This window comes from Streptosporangium sandarakinum (assembly GCF_050942225.1).
In the GTDB taxonomy this organism is placed as follows: Bacteria; Actinomycetota; Actinomycetes; order Streptosporangiales; family Streptosporangiaceae; genus Streptosporangium; species Streptosporangium nondiastaticum.
The window spans coordinates 8,211,260-8,228,218 of sequence record NZ_CP192034.1; the positions used below are offsets into that span (position 1 = coordinate 8,211,260).

14 protein-coding genes are annotated in these 16,959 nt (G+C 71.0%); 11 read left to right on the plus strand and 3 right to left on the minus strand.

What is annotated here, in order from left to right; genetic code table 11:
- Positions 1 to 611: 611 nt before the first annotated feature.
- Both ACQP10_RS37690 and ACQP10_RS37695 read left to right on the plus strand, forming a co-directional pair.
- Entirely contained in the window at positions 612 to 1,298 is a 687-nt protein-coding gene (locus tag ACQP10_RS37690) for a PadR family transcriptional regulator (RefSeq protein ID WP_179821673.1), read from the plus strand.
- 28 nt (positions 1,299 to 1,326) lie between these two features.
- Complete coding sequence (locus tag ACQP10_RS37695; RefSeq protein WP_346018319.1) at positions 1,327 to 2,406, plus strand: inositol-3-phosphate synthase; 1,080 nt, start codon at positions 1,327 to 1,329, stop codon at positions 2,404 to 2,406.
- A 117-nt stretch (positions 2,407 to 2,523) separates the two neighbouring features.
- Here the strand turns inward: ACQP10_RS37695 and idi are convergent, their stop codons facing one another.
- Positions 2,524 to 3,105 carry an isopentenyl-diphosphate Delta-isomerase gene (idi, locus tag ACQP10_RS37700; RefSeq protein ID WP_346018318.1) on the minus strand — a complete coding sequence of 194 codons (582 nt, stop codon included), beginning with the start codon at positions 3,103 to 3,105 and terminating at the stop codon, positions 2,524 to 2,526.
- Between the two features lie 169 nt (positions 3,106 to 3,274).
- Between idi and ACQP10_RS37705 the strand changes: the two genes are divergently transcribed.
- Positions 3,275 to 4,573, plus strand: a complete 1,299-nt coding sequence (locus ACQP10_RS37705; RefSeq protein WP_346018317.1) for an MFS transporter — start codon at positions 3,275 to 3,277, stop codon at positions 4,571 to 4,573.
- Between the two features lie 99 nt (positions 4,574 to 4,672).
- Here the strand turns inward: ACQP10_RS37705 and ACQP10_RS37710 are convergent, their stop codons facing one another.
- Positions 4,673 to 6,118: a CCA tRNA nucleotidyltransferase gene (locus ACQP10_RS37710; protein ID WP_346018316.1), complete on the minus strand. Its 1,446-nt coding sequence runs from the start codon at positions 6,116 to 6,118 to the stop codon at positions 4,673 to 4,675.
- A 128-nt stretch (positions 6,119 to 6,246) separates the two neighbouring features.
- Between ACQP10_RS37710 and ACQP10_RS37715 the strand changes: the two genes are divergently transcribed.
- The 8 genes from ACQP10_RS37715 (at position 6,247) to trxA (ending at position 15,842) form a co-directional block, all read left to right on the plus strand.
- Positions 6,247 to 6,768 (plus strand): aminoacyl-tRNA deacylase, encoded by a 522-nt coding sequence (locus tag ACQP10_RS37715; protein ID WP_346018315.1) that lies wholly within the window; start codon positions 6,247 to 6,249, stop codon positions 6,766 to 6,768.
- 46 nt (positions 6,769 to 6,814) lie between these two features.
- Positions 6,815 to 9,097: a hypothetical protein gene (locus ACQP10_RS37720; RefSeq protein WP_433540619.1), complete on the plus strand. Its 2,283-nt coding sequence runs from the start codon at positions 6,815 to 6,817 to the stop codon at positions 9,095 to 9,097.
- A 26-nt stretch (positions 9,098 to 9,123) separates the two neighbouring features.
- Complete coding sequence (murJ, locus tag ACQP10_RS37725; RefSeq protein ID WP_399498630.1) at positions 9,124 to 10,728, plus strand: murein biosynthesis integral membrane protein MurJ; 1,605 nt, start codon at positions 9,124 to 9,126, stop codon at positions 10,726 to 10,728.
- 198 nt (positions 10,729 to 10,926) lie between these two features.
- Positions 10,927 to 12,465, plus strand: a complete 1,539-nt coding sequence (locus ACQP10_RS37730; RefSeq protein ID WP_346018312.1) for a protein kinase family protein — start codon at positions 10,927 to 10,929, stop codon at positions 12,463 to 12,465.
- 156 nt (positions 12,466 to 12,621) lie between these two features.
- Positions 12,622 to 13,227 carry an RNA polymerase sigma factor SigM gene (gene sigM, locus ACQP10_RS37735; RefSeq protein WP_179821653.1) on the plus strand — a complete coding sequence of 202 codons (606 nt, stop codon included), beginning with the start codon at positions 12,622 to 12,624 and terminating at the stop codon, positions 13,225 to 13,227.
- Positions 13,217 to 14,239 carry an anti-sigma factor family protein gene (locus tag ACQP10_RS37740; protein WP_392570620.1) on the plus strand — a complete coding sequence of 341 codons (1,023 nt, stop codon included), beginning with the start codon at positions 13,217 to 13,219 and terminating at the stop codon, positions 14,237 to 14,239. Before sigM ends, ACQP10_RS37740 begins: the two co-directional genes overlap by 11 nt.
- Before the next feature lie 299 nt (positions 14,240 to 14,538).
- Complete coding sequence (gene trxB, locus ACQP10_RS37745) at positions 14,539 to 15,471, plus strand: thioredoxin-disulfide reductase (protein ID WP_179821649.1); 933 nt, start codon at positions 14,539 to 14,541, stop codon at positions 15,469 to 15,471.
- A 47-nt stretch (positions 15,472 to 15,518) separates the two neighbouring features.
- A complete protein-coding gene (trxA, locus tag ACQP10_RS37750) occupies positions 15,519 to 15,842 on the plus strand; it encodes a thioredoxin (protein ID WP_179821647.1) in 324 nt (107 codons plus the stop codon).
- Positions 15,843 to 16,131: 289 nt separating this feature from the next.
- Here the strand turns inward: trxA and ACQP10_RS37755 are convergent, their stop codons facing one another.
- A complete protein-coding gene (locus ACQP10_RS37755; protein WP_346018310.1) occupies positions 16,132 to 16,752 on the minus strand; it encodes a GNAT family N-acetyltransferase in 621 nt (206 codons plus the stop codon).
- Positions 16,753 to 16,959 lie beyond the last annotated feature (207 nt).

A 16,959-nucleotide genomic window follows, 5' to 3' on the forward strand; every position in this document is an offset into this window, starting at 1 on the left:
CGTTCTGGCCCGCGCCGTACGGGGGACGCCCCGGCTGCGCCTGGGACGGCCCGCGGCCCGCGGTCATGTCACCGGTTTGAGAGGGTTGCGCCGGGGGAAGCGGTTGGGAAGCGGCCCCCGCGCTAGAGCGGCGGCGCCGCCCCTGGCGAGCCGGAGCGTCCGGGCGCTGCCGGTATCCGTCCGGCTCCGGGTCATTGCTGCTGCTGTAACTCACGCGTCCTCGTTCGGTCGTCAAGGTCTACGGCGGCGTACAGGCGCGGCGAGGTTACCTCCCGCGGATGGATGATCTCGTCGCCTTGGCCCACAACTGGCCGGCCCATTGGGGTGGATCTCCGTTACCGAGGACGAACGAGGTCTTCCGGTGGCTCCCGGAACAACCTTGGCAGACCTCGGCCGCACCGGGCCGGGATTTCCCGCATCGACAGGCGGTCCGGGCCATGCGGGAGCCGTTCCTCACCACGATCGACCGTGACCACATAGCCGCCAGACTACGGCTTTTTACGGTTTCCTCCCAACATCTTGAGAAAGTCATTGATTGCGGAGTATGACGGCCCGACGTATCCTCCTGATGTATCGGAGCGATACATCGACGCGAGAGGTGGTGTTCTCCTGTGGCCAGCGGGCGTAGCGGCGTGCTGGAGCTCGCCGTGCTCGGGTCGTTGCACGAGACTCCACTCCACGGCTACGAGCTGCGCAAACGTCTGAACTCCCTGCTCGGGATGTTCCGGGCGTTCTCCTACGGCTCGCTGTATCCCTGCCTCCGCCAGCTGCTGGCGGACGGCCTCATCGTCGAGGACGACGGGGCGGACGGTGCCCCTGCCCCGGCGGAGAGTCCCATAACGCTCACCGGGCGGCGATCGAAGATCGTCTACCGGCTGACCGCCGAGGGCAAGGAGCGGCTCCAGGACCTGCTGACCCAGGCCGGCCCGTCCGCCTGGGAAGATGAGAGCTTCGGCATCCACTTCGCCTTCTTCAGGCACACGGAGGCCGAGGTGCGTCTGCGCATCCTCGAGGGCCGTCGCAGCCGGCTCGAAGAGCGGCTCGACGGCGTCCGCACGGCCCTGGCCCGGACGAGGGAACGGCTCGACAGCTACACCCTCGAACTGCAGCGCCACGGGCTGGAGTCGGTGGAGCGCGAGGTGCGCTGGCTGAACGAGCTGATCGCCACCGAGCGGCGCGAGTCGTCGGCGGCGGAGGCCCGGCGTTCGGCCGAGGACGTTCCACAAGAGGAAACACCCCGGGCTCCCGTGCCCGGATCTGATAACCCGGGACGGCGTTCCGTTCCGGGTGACAACTGACGACTAACGACCAAGGGGAGCGAGTGCCATGGGTTCGGTGCGCGTAGCCATTGTCGGTGTTGGCAACTGTGCCTCGTCGCTCGTACAGGGCGTGCACTACTACAGGGACGCCGATCCCGGCACCCGGGTGCCGGGCCTGATGCACGTCAAGTTCGGCGACTACCACGTCGGTGACGTCGAGTTCGTCGCGGCGTTCGACGTCGACGCCAAGAAGGTCGGGCGCGACCTGTCCGAGGCGATCGTGGCGTCGGAGAACAACACCATCAAGATCTGCGACGTGCCGCCGCTCGGCGTCACCGTGCAGCGCGGCCACACCTTCGACGGCCTGGGCGAGTTCTACCGCGACATGATCGAGGAGTCCGACGAGGATCCGGTCGACGTCGTGCGGGTCCTCAAGGAGAACCAGGTCGACGTCCTCGTCTCCTACCTGCCGGTGGGCTCGGAGGAGGCCGACCGCTTCTACGCCCAGTGCGCCATCGACGCCAAGGTGGGGTTCGTCAACGCGCTGCCGGTGTTCATCGCCTCCGACCCCGAGTGGGCGCAGAAGTTCACCGAGGCGGGCGTGCCGATCGTCGGCGACGACATCAAGTCGCAGGTCGGCGCCACCATCACGCACCGCGTCATGGCCAAGCTGTTCGAAGACCGCGGTGTGGAGCTGCTCCGCACCTACCAGCTGAACTTCGGCGGCAACATGGACTTCATGAACATGCTGGAGCGCAAGCGCCTCCAGTCCAAGAAGATCTCCAAGACGCAGTCCGTCACCTCGCAGATCCCGCACGAGATGGGCAAGGCCGATGTGCACATCGGCCCGTCGGACCACGTGCCGTGGCTGGACGACCGCAAGTGGGCCTACGTCCGCCTGGAGGGCCGCTCCTTCGGCGACACCCCGCTGAACCTGGAGTACAAGCTGGAGGTCTGGGACTCCCCGAACTCCGCCGGCATCATCATCGACGCCGTCCGGGCCGCCAAGATCGCCATGGACCGCGGCATCGCCGGTCCGATCCTGTCGGCCTCGTCCTACTTCATGAAGTCCCCGCCGGAGCAGTACTCCGACGACGAGGCTCGCGAGTACGTCGAGAAGTTCATCCGCGGCGAGGTCGAGCGCTGACGCCCCGCCGGTGACGAAGCCCTCCGCCCGCCTGGGCGGGGGGCTTCCGCCGTTCCGCGGGACGATCACGGCCGACGTGGTCCTCCGCCCGCCTGGGCGGGGGCTTCCCGCGGTCGCTCAGCGGGCGGCGGGCGGCAGCTCCGCCGGGTCGGCGACCGGCCAGGACATCGGGTCGGCGCCGAGCCGGTCGAGGTGGGGGATCTGCTCCCGGCACCACGGGGAGATCTCCAGGCTGCCGTCGAGCACCCCGGCGGCGAACTCCTTCCACGGCATCCAGCGGACCTCGCCCACCTCCTCGGGGTTGGGCGCGGCGTCGCGGGCGACGACGGCGCGGTAGACCGGGCAGAGCTCGCGCTCGACGATCCCGTTGTCCATGACCGCGCGGTAGGAGAAGCGCGGCAGGATCAGGTCCACCCGCTCCACCTCCAGCCCGAGCTCATAGGAGAGCCGGCGGATCACCGCGGCCGGGACCGGCTCCCCGGGCAGCGGGTGACCGCAGCAGCTGTTGGTCCAGACGTCCGGCCATGTGATCTTGTGTGACGCCCGGCGGGTGAGCAGCACCCGGCTCTGGTCGTCGAACACGTAGCTGGAGAAGGCCAGATGCAGCGGGGTGTCGGAGCCGTGCACCGTCGCCTTGGAGGCGGTGCCGATCGCATTGCCCTCGGTGTCGACGAGCACGACGTGTTCATCACGTGTCACCCGACCGAGGGTACGTGACCATGCCGGTACACCGGGTCCCATGAGCGTTAGTTCATGAAAGGTCCGTGTAGTGCGGTGAGCACCGGTTCACGAAGGTCCGACCACGGCCGAACGGCTTCTCAGGGATTTCCCCGATGCCCGGACCGGTGGCCCCGCGTACGCTGATCGGGTGTCGTTCCTCTCCGATCTCCGCGTCGTCCTGGAAGGCCGGGATTTCCGGCGGCTGTACGCGACCCGCCTGGTCTCACAGTTCTCCGACGGGGTCTTCCAGTTCGCGGTGACCGGATTCGCCTTCTTCAGCCCCGAGACGAACACGAGCGCCGCCGCCGTCGCCGCCGGCCTGGCCGTGCTGTTCCTGCCGTACTCGATACTGGGCCCCTTCGTGGGCGTGTTCATCGACCGGTGGTCCCGGCAGCGGATCCTGGTGATCTCGCCGCTGGTGCGCGGCGCGCTGCTGCTGGCGACCGCGGCCATCGTCGTCTCGGACGCCCCCGACCCGGTCTTCTACGCCGCCGCGCTCGCCGTCCTCGGCGTCAACCGGTTCTTCCTGGCCGCGCTCGGGGCCGCGCTGCCGCACGTCGTCCCGGCCGACCGGCTGATGGTGGCCAACGCGGTCACCCCCACCTCCGGGACGGTGGTGACCTTCCTCGGCGTGGGCCTGGGCTACGCGCTGCGACTGGCCGTCGGGGGCGACGACCGGGGCACGGCGGTGCTGCTGGCCTTCTCCGCGATCATCTTCTGCGCCAGCGGCCTGGTCGCCAGGACCATGGACCGCGGGCTGCTCGGCCCGGCCGACGACCCCGGCCGGCCGCAGGCCCGTGAGGCGGTGCGCAACGTCCTCCGCGGGCTGGCCGACGGCGCCCGGCACATCGCCCACCGCCGCGCCGCGAGCGCCGCCCTGGGTGCGATGGCGACCCACCGGTTCATGTACGGCATGTGCACGGCGATGCTGGTGCTGCTGTCGCGCTACTACTTCGCCGAGAGCGCCGAGAGCGCGCTGAACGCGGTCACCCTGGTGCTGGCCGCCTCCGGGGTGGGCTACTTCCTGGCGATCCTGGTCACGCCGTGGGCGACCGCGCGCTTCGGCATCGAGACCTGGGTGCCGGTCATGCTCGCCACCGCCGGGGTGCTGACGTTCGTGCTCTGCGCGTCGTTCCACCAGTGGGCCTTCGCGGCCGCCGGCTTCGTGCTGGGCATCGCCGGGCAGAGCGTCAAGATCTGCGCGGACACGAGCGTCCAGCGCGACGTCGAGGATCTCTACCTCGGGCGGGCGTTCTCGATCTACGACATGCTCTTCAACGGCACGTACGTGCTCGCCGCCGCCCTGGCCGCGGTGATGCTGCCGCCCAACGGGAAATCGCTGGTCGTGCTCTCGGTCATCTGCGTCGGATACCTGGCGGGCGCGCTGGCCTACCGGGCCGTGGCGCCGGACCGGTCGCGCGAGCCGCTGCCGTCGTCGCCGTCGTGACCCGTCCGGAGCCGTCGCCGTCGTGATCCGCCCCGGGACGGCCCGCCGTACGACCCGGGCGCCGTGCCCGCCGCGCCGGTCGCGGGGCGGACGGGCCGGTCACTCCCCGGCGGCCGTCAGCCCGTTCTCCCCGGCCCACGCGAGGAGGGCCTCCGTGGCGGCCTCCTTGCCGACGACGCCCGACTCCAGCCGCATCTCCAGGAGGAACTTGTAGGCGCGGCCGACGGCCGGGCCCGGCGGGATGCCGAGGACGGACTGGATCTCGTTGCCGTCGAGCTCCGGGCGGATCTTGCCGAGCTCCTCCTCCTCGGCCAGCCGGGCGATGCGCTCCTCAAGCTGGTCGTAGGTCCGCGACAGGGCCTGGGCCTTGCGGCGGTTGCGGGTGGTGCAGTCGGCGCGGGTCAGCTTGTGCAGGCGGTCGAGCAGGTGCCCGGCGTCGCGGACGTAGCGGCGCACGGCCGAGTCGGTCCACTCGCCGGTGCCGTAGCCGTGGAAGCGAAGGTGCAGCTCCACCAGGCGGGACACGTCGGCCACCACGTCCTTGGGGAACCTCAGCTCGGTCAGCCGCCGCCTGGCGAGCTGGGAGCCCACCACCTCGTGATGGTGGAAGGAGACCCGGCCGCCCTGCTCGTGGCGGCGGGTCTTGGGCTTGCCCACGTCGTGCAGCAGCGCGGCCCAGCGCAGGACCCGGTCGGGGCCGTCCTCCTCCAGGTCGATCGCCTGCTCCAGCACGATCAGCGTGTGCTCGTAGACGTCCTTGTGCCGGTGGTGCTCGTCGATCTCCAGGCGGAGCCGGGGCAGCTCGGGCAGGACGTGCGCGGCGAGCCCCGTGTCGACCAGGATCGACAGCCCGCGGCGGGGGTCGTCGCCGCAGATCAGCTTGTTGAGCTCCTCGCGGATCCGCTCGGCGGAGACGATGTCGATGCGCCCGGCCATCTCGCGCATCGCGGCGAGCGCCGCGTCGTCCACGGTGAAACCGAGCTGGCTGGCGAACCTGGCGGCCCGCAGCATCCGCAGCGGGTCGTCGTCGAAGGACCGCTCGGGCGGGCCCGGGGTGCGCAGCATCCGGGCGTGCAGGTCGTCCAGGCCGCCGTGCGGGTCGACGAACTCGCGGGAGGGCAGCCGCAGCGCCATCGCGTTGATCGCGAAGTCACGACGGGCGAGGTCGCCCTCCAGCGTGTCGCCGTAGGACACCTCGGGCTTGCGGGAGGCGGGGTCGTAGGACTCGCTGCGGTAGGTCGTGATCTCCAGCAGCCAGCCGTCCTTGCGCACGCCCACCGTGCCGAAGTCGATGCCGACCGTCCAGACGGAGTCGGCCCAGTCGCGCACCAGCGCCAGGACGGTCTCCGGGCGCGCGTCGGTGGTGAGGTCGAGGTCGTTGCCGATCCTGCCCAGGAAGACGTCGCGGACGGAACCGCCCACGAGGGCGATCTGGTGTCCGTCGGCCGCGAAGAGCTCGCCGAGTTCGTCGGCCACGGGGGCGATCTTCCGGAACAGCTCGGTCACGCCGCTCCGCTGGCTCTCGGTCAGATTTGAAAGGGACAAGCCGGGTAGGTCCTTCGGTTACTAAACATGTTCCCTGCGGGGATACACCTGAAGCGATCACCAGGTTACGGTCGGTAAGAGACCGTCGGGGGCCGTGCGTCGAGACAGTCGAGGCAAGGAGCACACACATGAAGGACGCCCTCGCGATCCACCGCTGGCTCCTCGCACACCAGGTCCACCATGAGATCGTACGCCTTCCCCGGGCGATGACGTCCGTCCGGGAGCTGCCGGACCTGCTGTCGGTGAGCCCGGCGACCTGCGTGGAGGTCACCGTGTTCGAGGTCACGACCCGTATCGGCCGCGAGCCGGTGGCGGTCGTCTCCACCGTGGGCACCCCACCGGCCTCCGGCGTCGTCGGCGGCATCGTGGGGGCCCGCCGGGTCCGCCCGGCGACGGCGTTCGCTGTGAACTCCGTCACCGACTACGCCGCCGGGCTGGTGTGCCCGCTGCTGCTCCCGGAGACCCTTCCCGTCCTGGTGGACGAGCGGCTGTCGAGGACCACGCAGGTCGTCCACACCCCCACCGGAGAGCGCCGTACGGCCCTGCGGATCAGGGCGGATCACCTGCTCGCCCTTGTCCCAGGGAAGACCATCGGCCTGGTCCAATCCCGGTCACGGAGAGAGCCCGCGACCTTCCCGCTCGCCGGATAGGCCATAGCATTACGGGCGTGCGCCGTACTCCGACCCAGGCCGGCACGTGATCCGCAAGGCCGCCCTGCTCGCCGTGATGACCACCACGATGCTCTCCTCCGCCGTCGTGGTCCCTGCTGGTACGGCGAACGCCCAGACGACCGCGGCGGAGGCCCGCGAGGCCGGGACGGCCGCGGCCGGCGGCCGCCCGGCTGCTGCCCGGCAGGGGCGCCAGGAGCCGCAGCTCGCGGTGGAGTCGATCACCCCCGACGTGCCGCGCGATCCGACGACCGAGATCAGGATCTCCGGTTTCTTCGCCAACACCGGTGAGGCCCGCAACGGCCTGCGGATCCGGTTGCGCCACTCGGCGCAGCCGTTCGCCCGCCGCGCCGACCTCGCGACCTACCTCGGGGGTGAGGGCGCGCAGCCATACTCCTACCACGACCAGTACCTGGAGCCGACGATCGCCCCCTCGGCCAAGGCGCCCTGGGAGTTCACGGTCACCCCGCAGCAGCTCGGCATCAACCGGTTCGGGGTCTACCCGATCCTGCTGGAGGTGCTGGACGGCTTCGGCCAGCAGGTCGTCGCCCAGCGCACCCTGCTGACCTACCTCCCCAAGGACGTCACGGTCCCCCGCACGAAGATCGCCATGGTCCTGCCGGTCATCGACCAGCCGCGCCGGGCCGACGACGCCACCTTCATCGACGACACCCTGGCCAAGTCCATGGCGTCCGGGCAGCGGCTGGGCGACCTGCTGAAGATCGCCCAGGACAACACCTCGGCCAAGGGGCTCACCTGGATGGTCGACCCCGCCCTGCTCGACGACGCCCAGGCCATGGCGAAGACGCACACGGTCAAGACCAAGGACGCGACAGTGAAGCGCCCGCCCAGCCCCGAGGCCGGCCGGTGGCTGCGCGACCTGCGCGCCGCCCTCGCCAGGCCGCCCGTGATCGCCACCCCCTACGCCGACCCCGACGTGACCGCCCTGACCCACAACGGCGTGGACGACGCGGCGCGCAACGGCATCGGGGCGGCGGCCCGCATCGGCCGTGAGGCCCTCGGCCGTGACGTCATCGACTACGTCAACTGGCCGGTCAACGGCATGATCGACTACGACGGGCTGGACGCGCTGGCCGGTGCGGGCGTCGACACGGTGCTGCTCGACGAGCGCAACCTGCCGTCCGCGGCCGACCCCACCGTGTCGCCCACGGCCCCGGCCACCACCACGACCACCGCCACGCCGGTCACGACCCCGGACGCCTTCGCCCGCCTGGAGAGCGTGGACGGCCCGGTCACCGCGCTGGTCGCCGACACGGCGCTGAGCGAGGTCCTCGGCGCCGACATCTCGGCCCCCGGGGCCGCGGCGCTGAACCACCAGCGGTTCGTCGCCGAGACCGCGATGATCGGCGCCGAGCAGGCCGTTCCCGCCGCCGGCTCGGCCGGCGCCCCCAGGACCGCCGCGAAGACCGTCGTCGCGGTCCCGCCGCGTCGCTGGCACCCGGACCCCGGCTACGTCACCGGGCTCGTCAAGGCGGCCGCCACGCTGCCCTGGCTCTCCCCGGTCACGCTCGACACGCTCAAGCGGCCCAAGTCGCCGGTCACGCCGCGGTCCGGCCTCACCTACACCGAGCAGGACCGGCGGGCCGAGCTCGGCAAGCCGTACATGGCGAGCGTCAAGCGCGTGAACTCCCGCGCCGACCTGACGACCGGCGTCACCACCGCGCAGGACCTCGACATCTTCGAGCCGGCGCTGCTGCGGCTGGCGTCCTCCGCCTGGCGCGGCCGGACCGAGGACGCCACGCCGTACGTCAGGCAGGTCGCGGCCGCCGTCGACGCGCGGATCGGCAAGGTCTCCATCAGCGGCAGCGACCAGCCGCAGTTCCGCACCCTGGCCGGCTCCGACGGCAACGTGCCGATCAGCGTCCGCAACGACCTGACGGGGCCGGGCAGCGAGATCGCGGTGCAGCTGCAGGTGACGTCCGACAAGCCGAAGCTGCTGGAGATCGACCCGTACGAGAGCAAGGACTCCCCCATCGTCATCGCGGGCGGGCAGAACCGCACGATCCGGGTCCCGATGCGGGCGACCGCCATCGGCGGCCAGACGACCGTGACGGTCCAGCTCGTCACCAAGGACAAGCGCAAGTACGGCAAGCCGGTGAAGCTGACCGTGCGGACCACCGGCTACACCGGCATCGCGCTGGTGATCGTGGGCGCGGCCCTGGCGGTGATGCTGGCGGCCGTGGTCATGCGCGTGCTGCGGCGCCGCGGGGCCCGCCGCGTCGCGGCGTCCCAGGCGTCCCCGACGGCCCCGCCGCGACCGGCGGGCGCCCCCGCGGGCACCGAGTCCTGAGCGGGTCCCCCAGTGGAAGGAAGCCCATGAGCAGGGTCCTGCGCGCGAGCGCGATCATGGCGGCGGGGACGATGGTCTCCCGCGTCACCGGGTTCGTCCGCTCGGCGGTGCTGGTGGCCGCGCTGGGCAGCGCGCAGATGGGCGACGCCTACACCGTCGCCAACATGATCCCGTTCATCCTGTTCGACTACCTCCTCGGCGGGGTTCTGAGCAGCGTCGTGGTGCCGTCGATCGTGCGGCGGCAGAAGACCGACCCCGACGGCGGACGGGCCTACGAGCAGCGGCTGATGACCGCGGGCGTGCTCGGGCTGGTGGCGCTGACCGTCATCGCGGTGCTGCTCGCCCGGCCGCTGATCGGCCTCTACACCCACGACTGGGGCCAGGAGCGGATCGAGGTCACGGTCACACTGGCCCGCTACCTCCTGCCGCAGGTCGCCTTCGTCGGCGTCGGGGCACTCGCCGGGGCGATCCTCAACACCCGCGACCGGTTCGCCGCCCCGATGTGGGCGCCGGTGCTGAACAACATCGTGATGATCGCCGTCCTGGCCCTGTACTACGTGAAGGCGGGCCCGGCGGGCGCGGACGTCACCGCGGTGAGCGGCTCCGACCTGACGGTCCTGGGGCTCGGCACGACCCTCGGGATCGTGGCCCAGTGCCTGGTGCTGATGGTCTCGCTGCACCGGGCGGGCTTCCGCCTCGTGCCCCGGTTCGACCTGCGCCAGGCCGGGCTGGGCGAGATGGCCAAGGCCGGCTCCTGGACCTTCCTGTACGTGACCATCACCCAGCTCGGCTTCCTGGTCACCACCAACATCGCCTCCGCCGCCGGCGACAAGGCGCCGGGCGCGGGCAACACCGCCTACTCCCAGGCGTTCCAGCTCTTCCAGCTCCCGTACGGGATCATCGCGGTCTCGGTGATCACCGCGATGCTGCCCCGGATGAGCCGCTCGGTCGCCGAGGGCGACCTGACCTCGGTCCGCGACGAGTTCGCCTCGGGTGTGCGGCTGGTGGCGTCGCTGCTCGTGCCCGCCGGGGTGCTGCTGATGGTGCTGGGCCCGGCCGTGACCGTGCTGATCTACTCCTGGGGCAACAACGACCCCGCCAACGCCCTCTACATCGGCAGCGTGCTGCAGGTCTTCGGGCTGGCGCTGGTGCCGTTCTCGCTCTTCCAGCTCCTGCTGCGCGTGTTCTACGCCTTCGGCGACACGCGGACACCGGTCCTCATCGGGGCGGGCAACACGGCGGTGAGCATCGCGCTCAGCTTCCTCGCCGCCGCCGTCCTGCCCCCCCGGTACGTCGTCATGGGCCTGGCGTTCGCGCTCACCGTCTCCTACGTCGCGGGCACGGTGGTGGCCTGGCGACTGGCCGCCCGCCGCGCGGGCGGGCTGAACGGACGCGTGGTGGCCGCCGGTTTGTCCCGGATGTACATCGCGGCCCTGCCGGCCGCGGCGCTCGCGCTCGGTGTGCTGTGGATCACCAGGGAACTCGCCGACCTGACCCCTTTCAACGCGGCCATCATGCTCGCCGCGGGCGGCGGTCTCGGTATGGTGCTCTATCTGGCCTTCGCGCAACGGATGCGCATCCCGGAGGTCGGCTCGATCGTTGGAATGGTGGCAGGACGGGTAGGCCGGTAACCCCAAGACTTGTCCCAAGCGTCTGACAAGCGGAACACGGGCGGAACCGGCGCGGGACTACCATGGTGCGACGCGTGTGACGACATGCGGCTAATGGAAGCAGGAGGGCGTGGGCGGATCCACCCGGCATAGTGTGATGTGTCCTGACGTGTCGGCCGTCGAGGATGGCGGCGTCGTGTCCCCAGTCGCGGAGACCCCATGAGCTCCTCCGCCGCCGTCGAGCCGGGCGCGAAACTGGCCGACCGTTTCCGGCTTGAGGACCGGGTCCACGAGTCCGACGGAGCCACCCTGTGGAAGGCGATCGACGAGGTGCTCGCCCGCCCCGTCGCGGTCCACACCTTCGACCCCGACTTCCCGCGCCTCAACGAGGTCGTCACCGCCGCCCGCGCGGCGAGCCGGCTGACCGACCCGCGCCTGACCCAGGTGTTCGACGCCACCGAGGACGACGGGCGCTCCTACGTCGTCAGCGAGTGGGTGAGCGGCGAGACCTTCGGCGACATGGTCGCCTCAGGGTCGCTGGAGCCCGAGCGGGCCGCCGCGCTGATCGCCGAGGCCGCCGAGGCGCTGGCCCACGCGCACGAGGCGGACATCGCGCACCTGTGCCTGACCCCCGATCACCTGGTGTGGACCTCCGGCAACACGGTCAAGCTGCTGGGCGTGGGCATCGACGCCGCCCTGGCGGACGTCACCGGCGACGACCCGGCCCGCACCGACACCGAGGGCCTCGGCCGCCTGTTGTACGCCGGGCTGACCGGCCACTGGCCGGGCGAGGAGAAGGAGGGCGGGCTGCCGACCGCCCCCATGGACGACGGCCACTACTGCACGCCGCGGCAGGTCACCGCCGGGGTCCCCGGTTACCTCGACACCATCACCTGCCGGGCGCTGCTGCCGGAGAGCCGCAAGGGGCTCACCCCGCTGACCACGCCGGCGGAGTTCGCCGAGGCGCTCAGCTCGGTGCCGAGGCCCACGCCCATGCCCATGCCGCTGCCCGCGACGGCCCTGCCGCCGGTGACGGCCTCGCGCGCCGAGGCGCCCACCGGCGCCGCGGCGGCGCCCGCGACGGCCCCGGCCGGCGTGCCCCCCACCCCGCCGCCGTACCGGCAGTCCTACCAGCAGCCGCGCCCGGCGGGCGGCGGGACGGTCAACAAGGTCGCCATGACCCTCGTCGTGCTGCTGGTGATGGTGGCCGTCGGCCTGGTCGCCTGGACGCTCGGCCGCAGCATCGGCGCCTCCGAGCCGCCCGTGGCCGTCACGACCGCCAAGCCCACGCCCACGACGGCCACGGCCACCCGTGAGGCCAAGGTCCAGAACGCCGACGGTTTCGACCCGCAGGGCGACGACAACGGCGACGAGCGCGACGAACTGGCGTTGTTCGCGATCGACGGCAAGCCCTCCACCGACTGGCACAGCGCGTCCTACTCCACGGCGGACTTCGGCAACCTGAAGAAGGGCGTCGGGCTGCTGCTCGACCTCGGCGAGAGCGTGCCGGTCAAGCAGGTCACGATCGACTTCGGGGCCGGCTCCGGCGGCACGGCCGAGCTGCGGGTCGGCCCGTCCGCCGACCTGGGCTCCCTGGAGGCCGTCCACAAGTTCTCCGATCTCGGGGGCAAGAAGACCTTCAGCGCCGACTCCCCGCACAAGGGCCGCTACGTGTGCGTCTGGTTCACCAGGATGCCGACCTTCCAGGGGAAGTACCGCGGCACGATCGTGGACGTGAAGATCCTCGCCACCAAGTGAAAGCTGTACGGATTCAGACGCTTTTACCCCGCTTCTTGCCGATCATGGGAGATTTCGTGGCACCATCTATCCCGTAGTGGTGATTCTCCCCGGACCGGCATAAGCAGGACTTTCCTTGTGAACTCCCCACCAGAGACCCCGCCAGCGGCGGAGCAGATGGCGCGGCCAGCCGTGTCCGACGCCGATCTGCTGACCCGGCACATCGCCGGGGACCCGCACGCTTTCAGTGAGATAGTCAAGCGGCACCGAGACCGCATGTGGGCGGTCGCCCTGCGCACGCTGGGCGACCCCGACGAGGCGGCCGACGCCGTACAGGACGCGTTCGTCTCCGCCTACCGCAAGGCGGACAGCTTCCGCGGCGAGGCGGCCGTCACCACGTGGCTGCACCGCATCGTGGTGAACGCGTGCCTGGACCGCATGCGCAGGAAGTCAGTCCGCCCGGTCGCCGACGACGAGCTCGTCGAGGCCGCCGAGCGCGACACCCCCGTGCAGGACCAGACGGCCGAGCGCGAGGTCTCCATGGAGGTCTCGTCCGCGCTCCGGCTGCTGCCCGCCGACCAGCGCGCCGCGCTGGTGCTCGTGGACATGATGGGCTACTCCGTCGAGGACGCGGCCCAGGTCCTCGGGGTGCCGAGCGGCACCGTGAAGAGCAGGTGCGCCCGCGGCCGGGCGAAACTGGCCCCGATTCTTTCCCACCTACGGAACCGATCAGACCTCACTCGCGTCTCATCCGCGAAGGGAGCAGAACTTCGTGACGGGTGACACGCACTACGACCTGGAGACCCTTGCCGAACTGGCTGAGGGTCTTCTCGACGCCGCCACGGCTCTGCAGGTACGCGAGCATCTCGCGATCTGCGATCCCTGTGGCGAAAGCCTCGCCGACCTCGCAGCGGTCCGTGAGGTGCTTGCCGCGACGCCCACCCCGGCCATGCCGATGGGAGTCGCTCTCAGGATCGACCGTGCGCTGGCCGCTGAGGCCGAGAGCTTCCGTGGAGGTGGAGTAGGCCTGGTGGAGGCACCGGCCTGGGACGACATAATGCGCGACGCGCCGTGGGAGACGACGTCCTCCCCCGTGCCGGAGCCGGTGGCGCACCTCGGGATCGTCGGCGACGACGGCACCGTGATCCCTGTCACGCGGCCCGGAACGGCAGGGGACGGCGACGCCCCCGCCACACGGCCGGAGGTCGCCGGTGACGACCGCGACCGTGAGTTCGACGGCGAGCCCGCCGTTCCGGCCGCCCGCCTCGGAGTCGTCGGCGACGACGGCACCGTGGTCCCGGCGCCGGTCAGGCGGCGTCGCGGCTCCGGAGCCGCGCGGCGCCGGTGGGCCCTGCCCGCCGTGGCGGGCGTGGCCGCGGCGGCGGTGATCGGCACGACCGTGATGTCGACCGGCATGCTCACCGCGACCGGGACGGACCGGGGCGGCTCGACAGTCCTGCCCCCGTCGGCCAGCGAGCCCGCCTACCAGCTGACCGACAGCAACTGGAACTACACCGAGCAGGAGCTCAGCGGCTCGCTGCTGGAGTACATCGGCCCGGCCCAGATCGTGGACGCCGCCCAGGCGACCGACGCGTCCAAGATCGACCAGTGCGTGCAGCAGGTCTCCAAGAAGACCGGGAAGTTCCCGTTCGCGGTGGACCAGGGCTTCTACAACGGTCAGGAGGCCAACATCATGGTCTTCTGGCAGAACCAGGCGAAGAACACCGTGCGCGTGCACGTCGTGGGCCCGCAGTGCGAGAACGTTCGCAAGCCCGCCTTCGCCCGCTGGAAGTAGGCCCTCGGGGACGATCCGCGAGGACATCGGGGCCCGGCACGGAGTCATCCGTGCCGGGCCCTCCGTCTTCCCGCCGCGCCCCCGACGCACGGCCCGGCCCTCCACCGCCCCGCCACCGAAGCCGCCGCCGTACGGCCGGTCCGGCTCGCCGTACGGCCGGCCGTCACACGGGGCGGTCCCCCGGCGGGGACCGGGTGGAGAGGGTGCCGCCGCAGGTGGACGCGCCGGTTCGGGCGAGGGAATCACCGGCGCTTAGTATCTGTTGACGCCACTGGCAACGACGACGGGAAGGCACCGCAGTGATGGACGTCCGGAATGTGATCATCATCGGCTCGGGTCCCGCCGGTTACACCTCGGCCGTGTACTCGGCGCGCGCCGATCTGAGGCCCCTCGTCTTCGAGGGCTCGGTCACGGCCGGTGGCGCGCTGATGAACACCACCGAGGTGGAGAACTTCCCCGGCTTCCCCGACGGCATCATGGGACCCGACCTGATGGACAACCTCCGCAAGCAGGCGGAGCGGTTCGGTGCCGAGCTGGTCGCCGACGACGTCGTGGAGGTCGATCTGCAGGCCGACCCCAAGGTCGTCAAGACCGCCACCGACACCTACCACGCCAAGACCGTGATCCTGGCCACCGGCTCCGGCTACCGCGAGCTGGGCGTGCCCAACGAGAAGCGCCTGTCCGGCCACGGCGTCTCCTGGTGCGCCACCTGTGACGGCTTCTTCTTCCGCGACCAGGACATCGTGGTCGTCGGCGGCGGCGACACCGCCATGGAGGAGGCGACCTTCCTGACCCGGTTCGCCAGGTCGGTGACGGTCGTGCACCGCCGCGCCGAGCTGCGCGCCAGCAAGATCATGCAGGACCGGGCGTTCGCCAACGAAAAGATCCGCTTCGTCTGGGACAGCGAGGTGGTCGACGTCCTCGGCGACGCCAAGGTCTCCGGGGTCCGGCTGCGCAACGTCAAGACGGGCGAGGAGAGCGAGCTGGCCGCCACCGGCCTGTTCATCGCGATCGGGCACGACCCGCGCACCGAGCTCCTCAAGGGCCAGATCGAGCTCGACGAGGAGGGCTACATCAAGGTCGACGCCCCCTCGACCCGCACCAGCGCCGACGGGGTGTTCGCCGCGGGCGACGTCGTCGACCACACCTACCGGCAGGCGATCACCGCCGCCGGCACCGGCTGCGCCGCCGCGCTCGACGCCGAGCGCTGGCTGGCCGACCGCGAGAGCTGACCCGACCGACGACCCCGACACAGAGATCACGAAAAGGGAGCAAGACCTTGGGCGCCATCAAGAGCGTGACCGACGCCAGCTTCGACGCCGACGTCCTGAAGAACGACAAGCCCGTTCTCGTCGACTTCTGGGCCGAGTGGTGCGGCCCGTGCCGCCAGGTCGCCCCGATCCTGGAGGAGATCGCCGGTGAGCAGGCCGACAAGCTGACCATCGTCAAGCTGAACGTCGACGAGAACCCGGCGACCGCCGGCAAGTACGGTGTACTCCAGATTCCGACCCTGAACGTCTACAAGGGTGGAGAGGTCGTGAAGCAGATCATCGGCGCCAAGCCGAAGGCCATGCTGCTCCGCGAGCTCGAGGGCATCATCTAGGACCGCCCGCGCGGCCCCGCTCCGGCGGGGCCGGACGGACGGGCCGGGAAAGGCCCCCTGCGGCACGGCGCACCCCACGGCGCACGGGCCGTACCACCGCTTCCGAGCGGCACACCCACCCGCGAAAGCCCCCTTCCACCCCACGGCAGGGGGCTTTCGCATGCGTGCCGGCGCACGGCCGCGCCGATCCGCGTCCGCCGCGCCGGTCATCCCCGCCGTGCCGTACGGCCGTGCCGGTCGTTCCGCGGCGTATGGCGGCGGCGCGGGGCGGAGAGCGGCTGAGATCGCCTCAGACCGGCCGCAGCGCCCGCTCCGGGGTCATGGAGCCCAGCAGACGCTCCAGAGCCACCTCGACGTCCTCACGCCACGACACGGCGTTCTTCAGCTCCAGACGGAGCCTGGGGAAGCGCAGGTGCGGCCGGACGGTCTTGAAACCCACCGAGAGCAGGTAGTCGGCGGGCATCACGCACGCCCCCGGCTGCTCCCACTTCAGGTCGCCGAACGCCTCGATCGCCCGCACCCCGCGCCGCGTCAGGTCCTTGGCGACGCCCTGGACCAGCATCCGGCCCAGGCCGCCCCCGGAGAACTCCGGGATGATGTGCGCGGTCATCAGCAGCACGGCGTCGGCGCTGACCGGCGAGGTCGGGAAGGCTATCGAACGGGGCACGTAGTGCGGGGGCGCGTAGAGCACGAACCCGGCGGGCACGCCGTCCACATAGACGATCTTCCCGCAGCTCCCCCACTCCAGGAGGGTGGAGGAGATCCACGCCTCCTTCTCCAGCGCCGGGTCCCCGGCCTCGACGGCGCGGTTGCCGCTCATGGGATCCAGCTCCCAGAACACGCACCGGCGGCACCGGTGCGGCAGGTCGTCGAGATTGTCGAGAGTGACGTTGGCCAGCCGACGCGACACCTGTTGGCCCCAATCCTGGCGAGACGAGTGCGAGCCATGACGAAAACCCCGCGAAAACGGTGTCCCCAGCTGGCATCGTAGCCCAGTGGGGGTCCGTGTTTCAGACTGTCGCATCCCCCCACGCAGACGACATCATTCACTGACGTACGCTGGTTTCTCTGGCATGAGCACTCGTGTGCTCCACATGAGCTAGGAGGTGGACCGTGC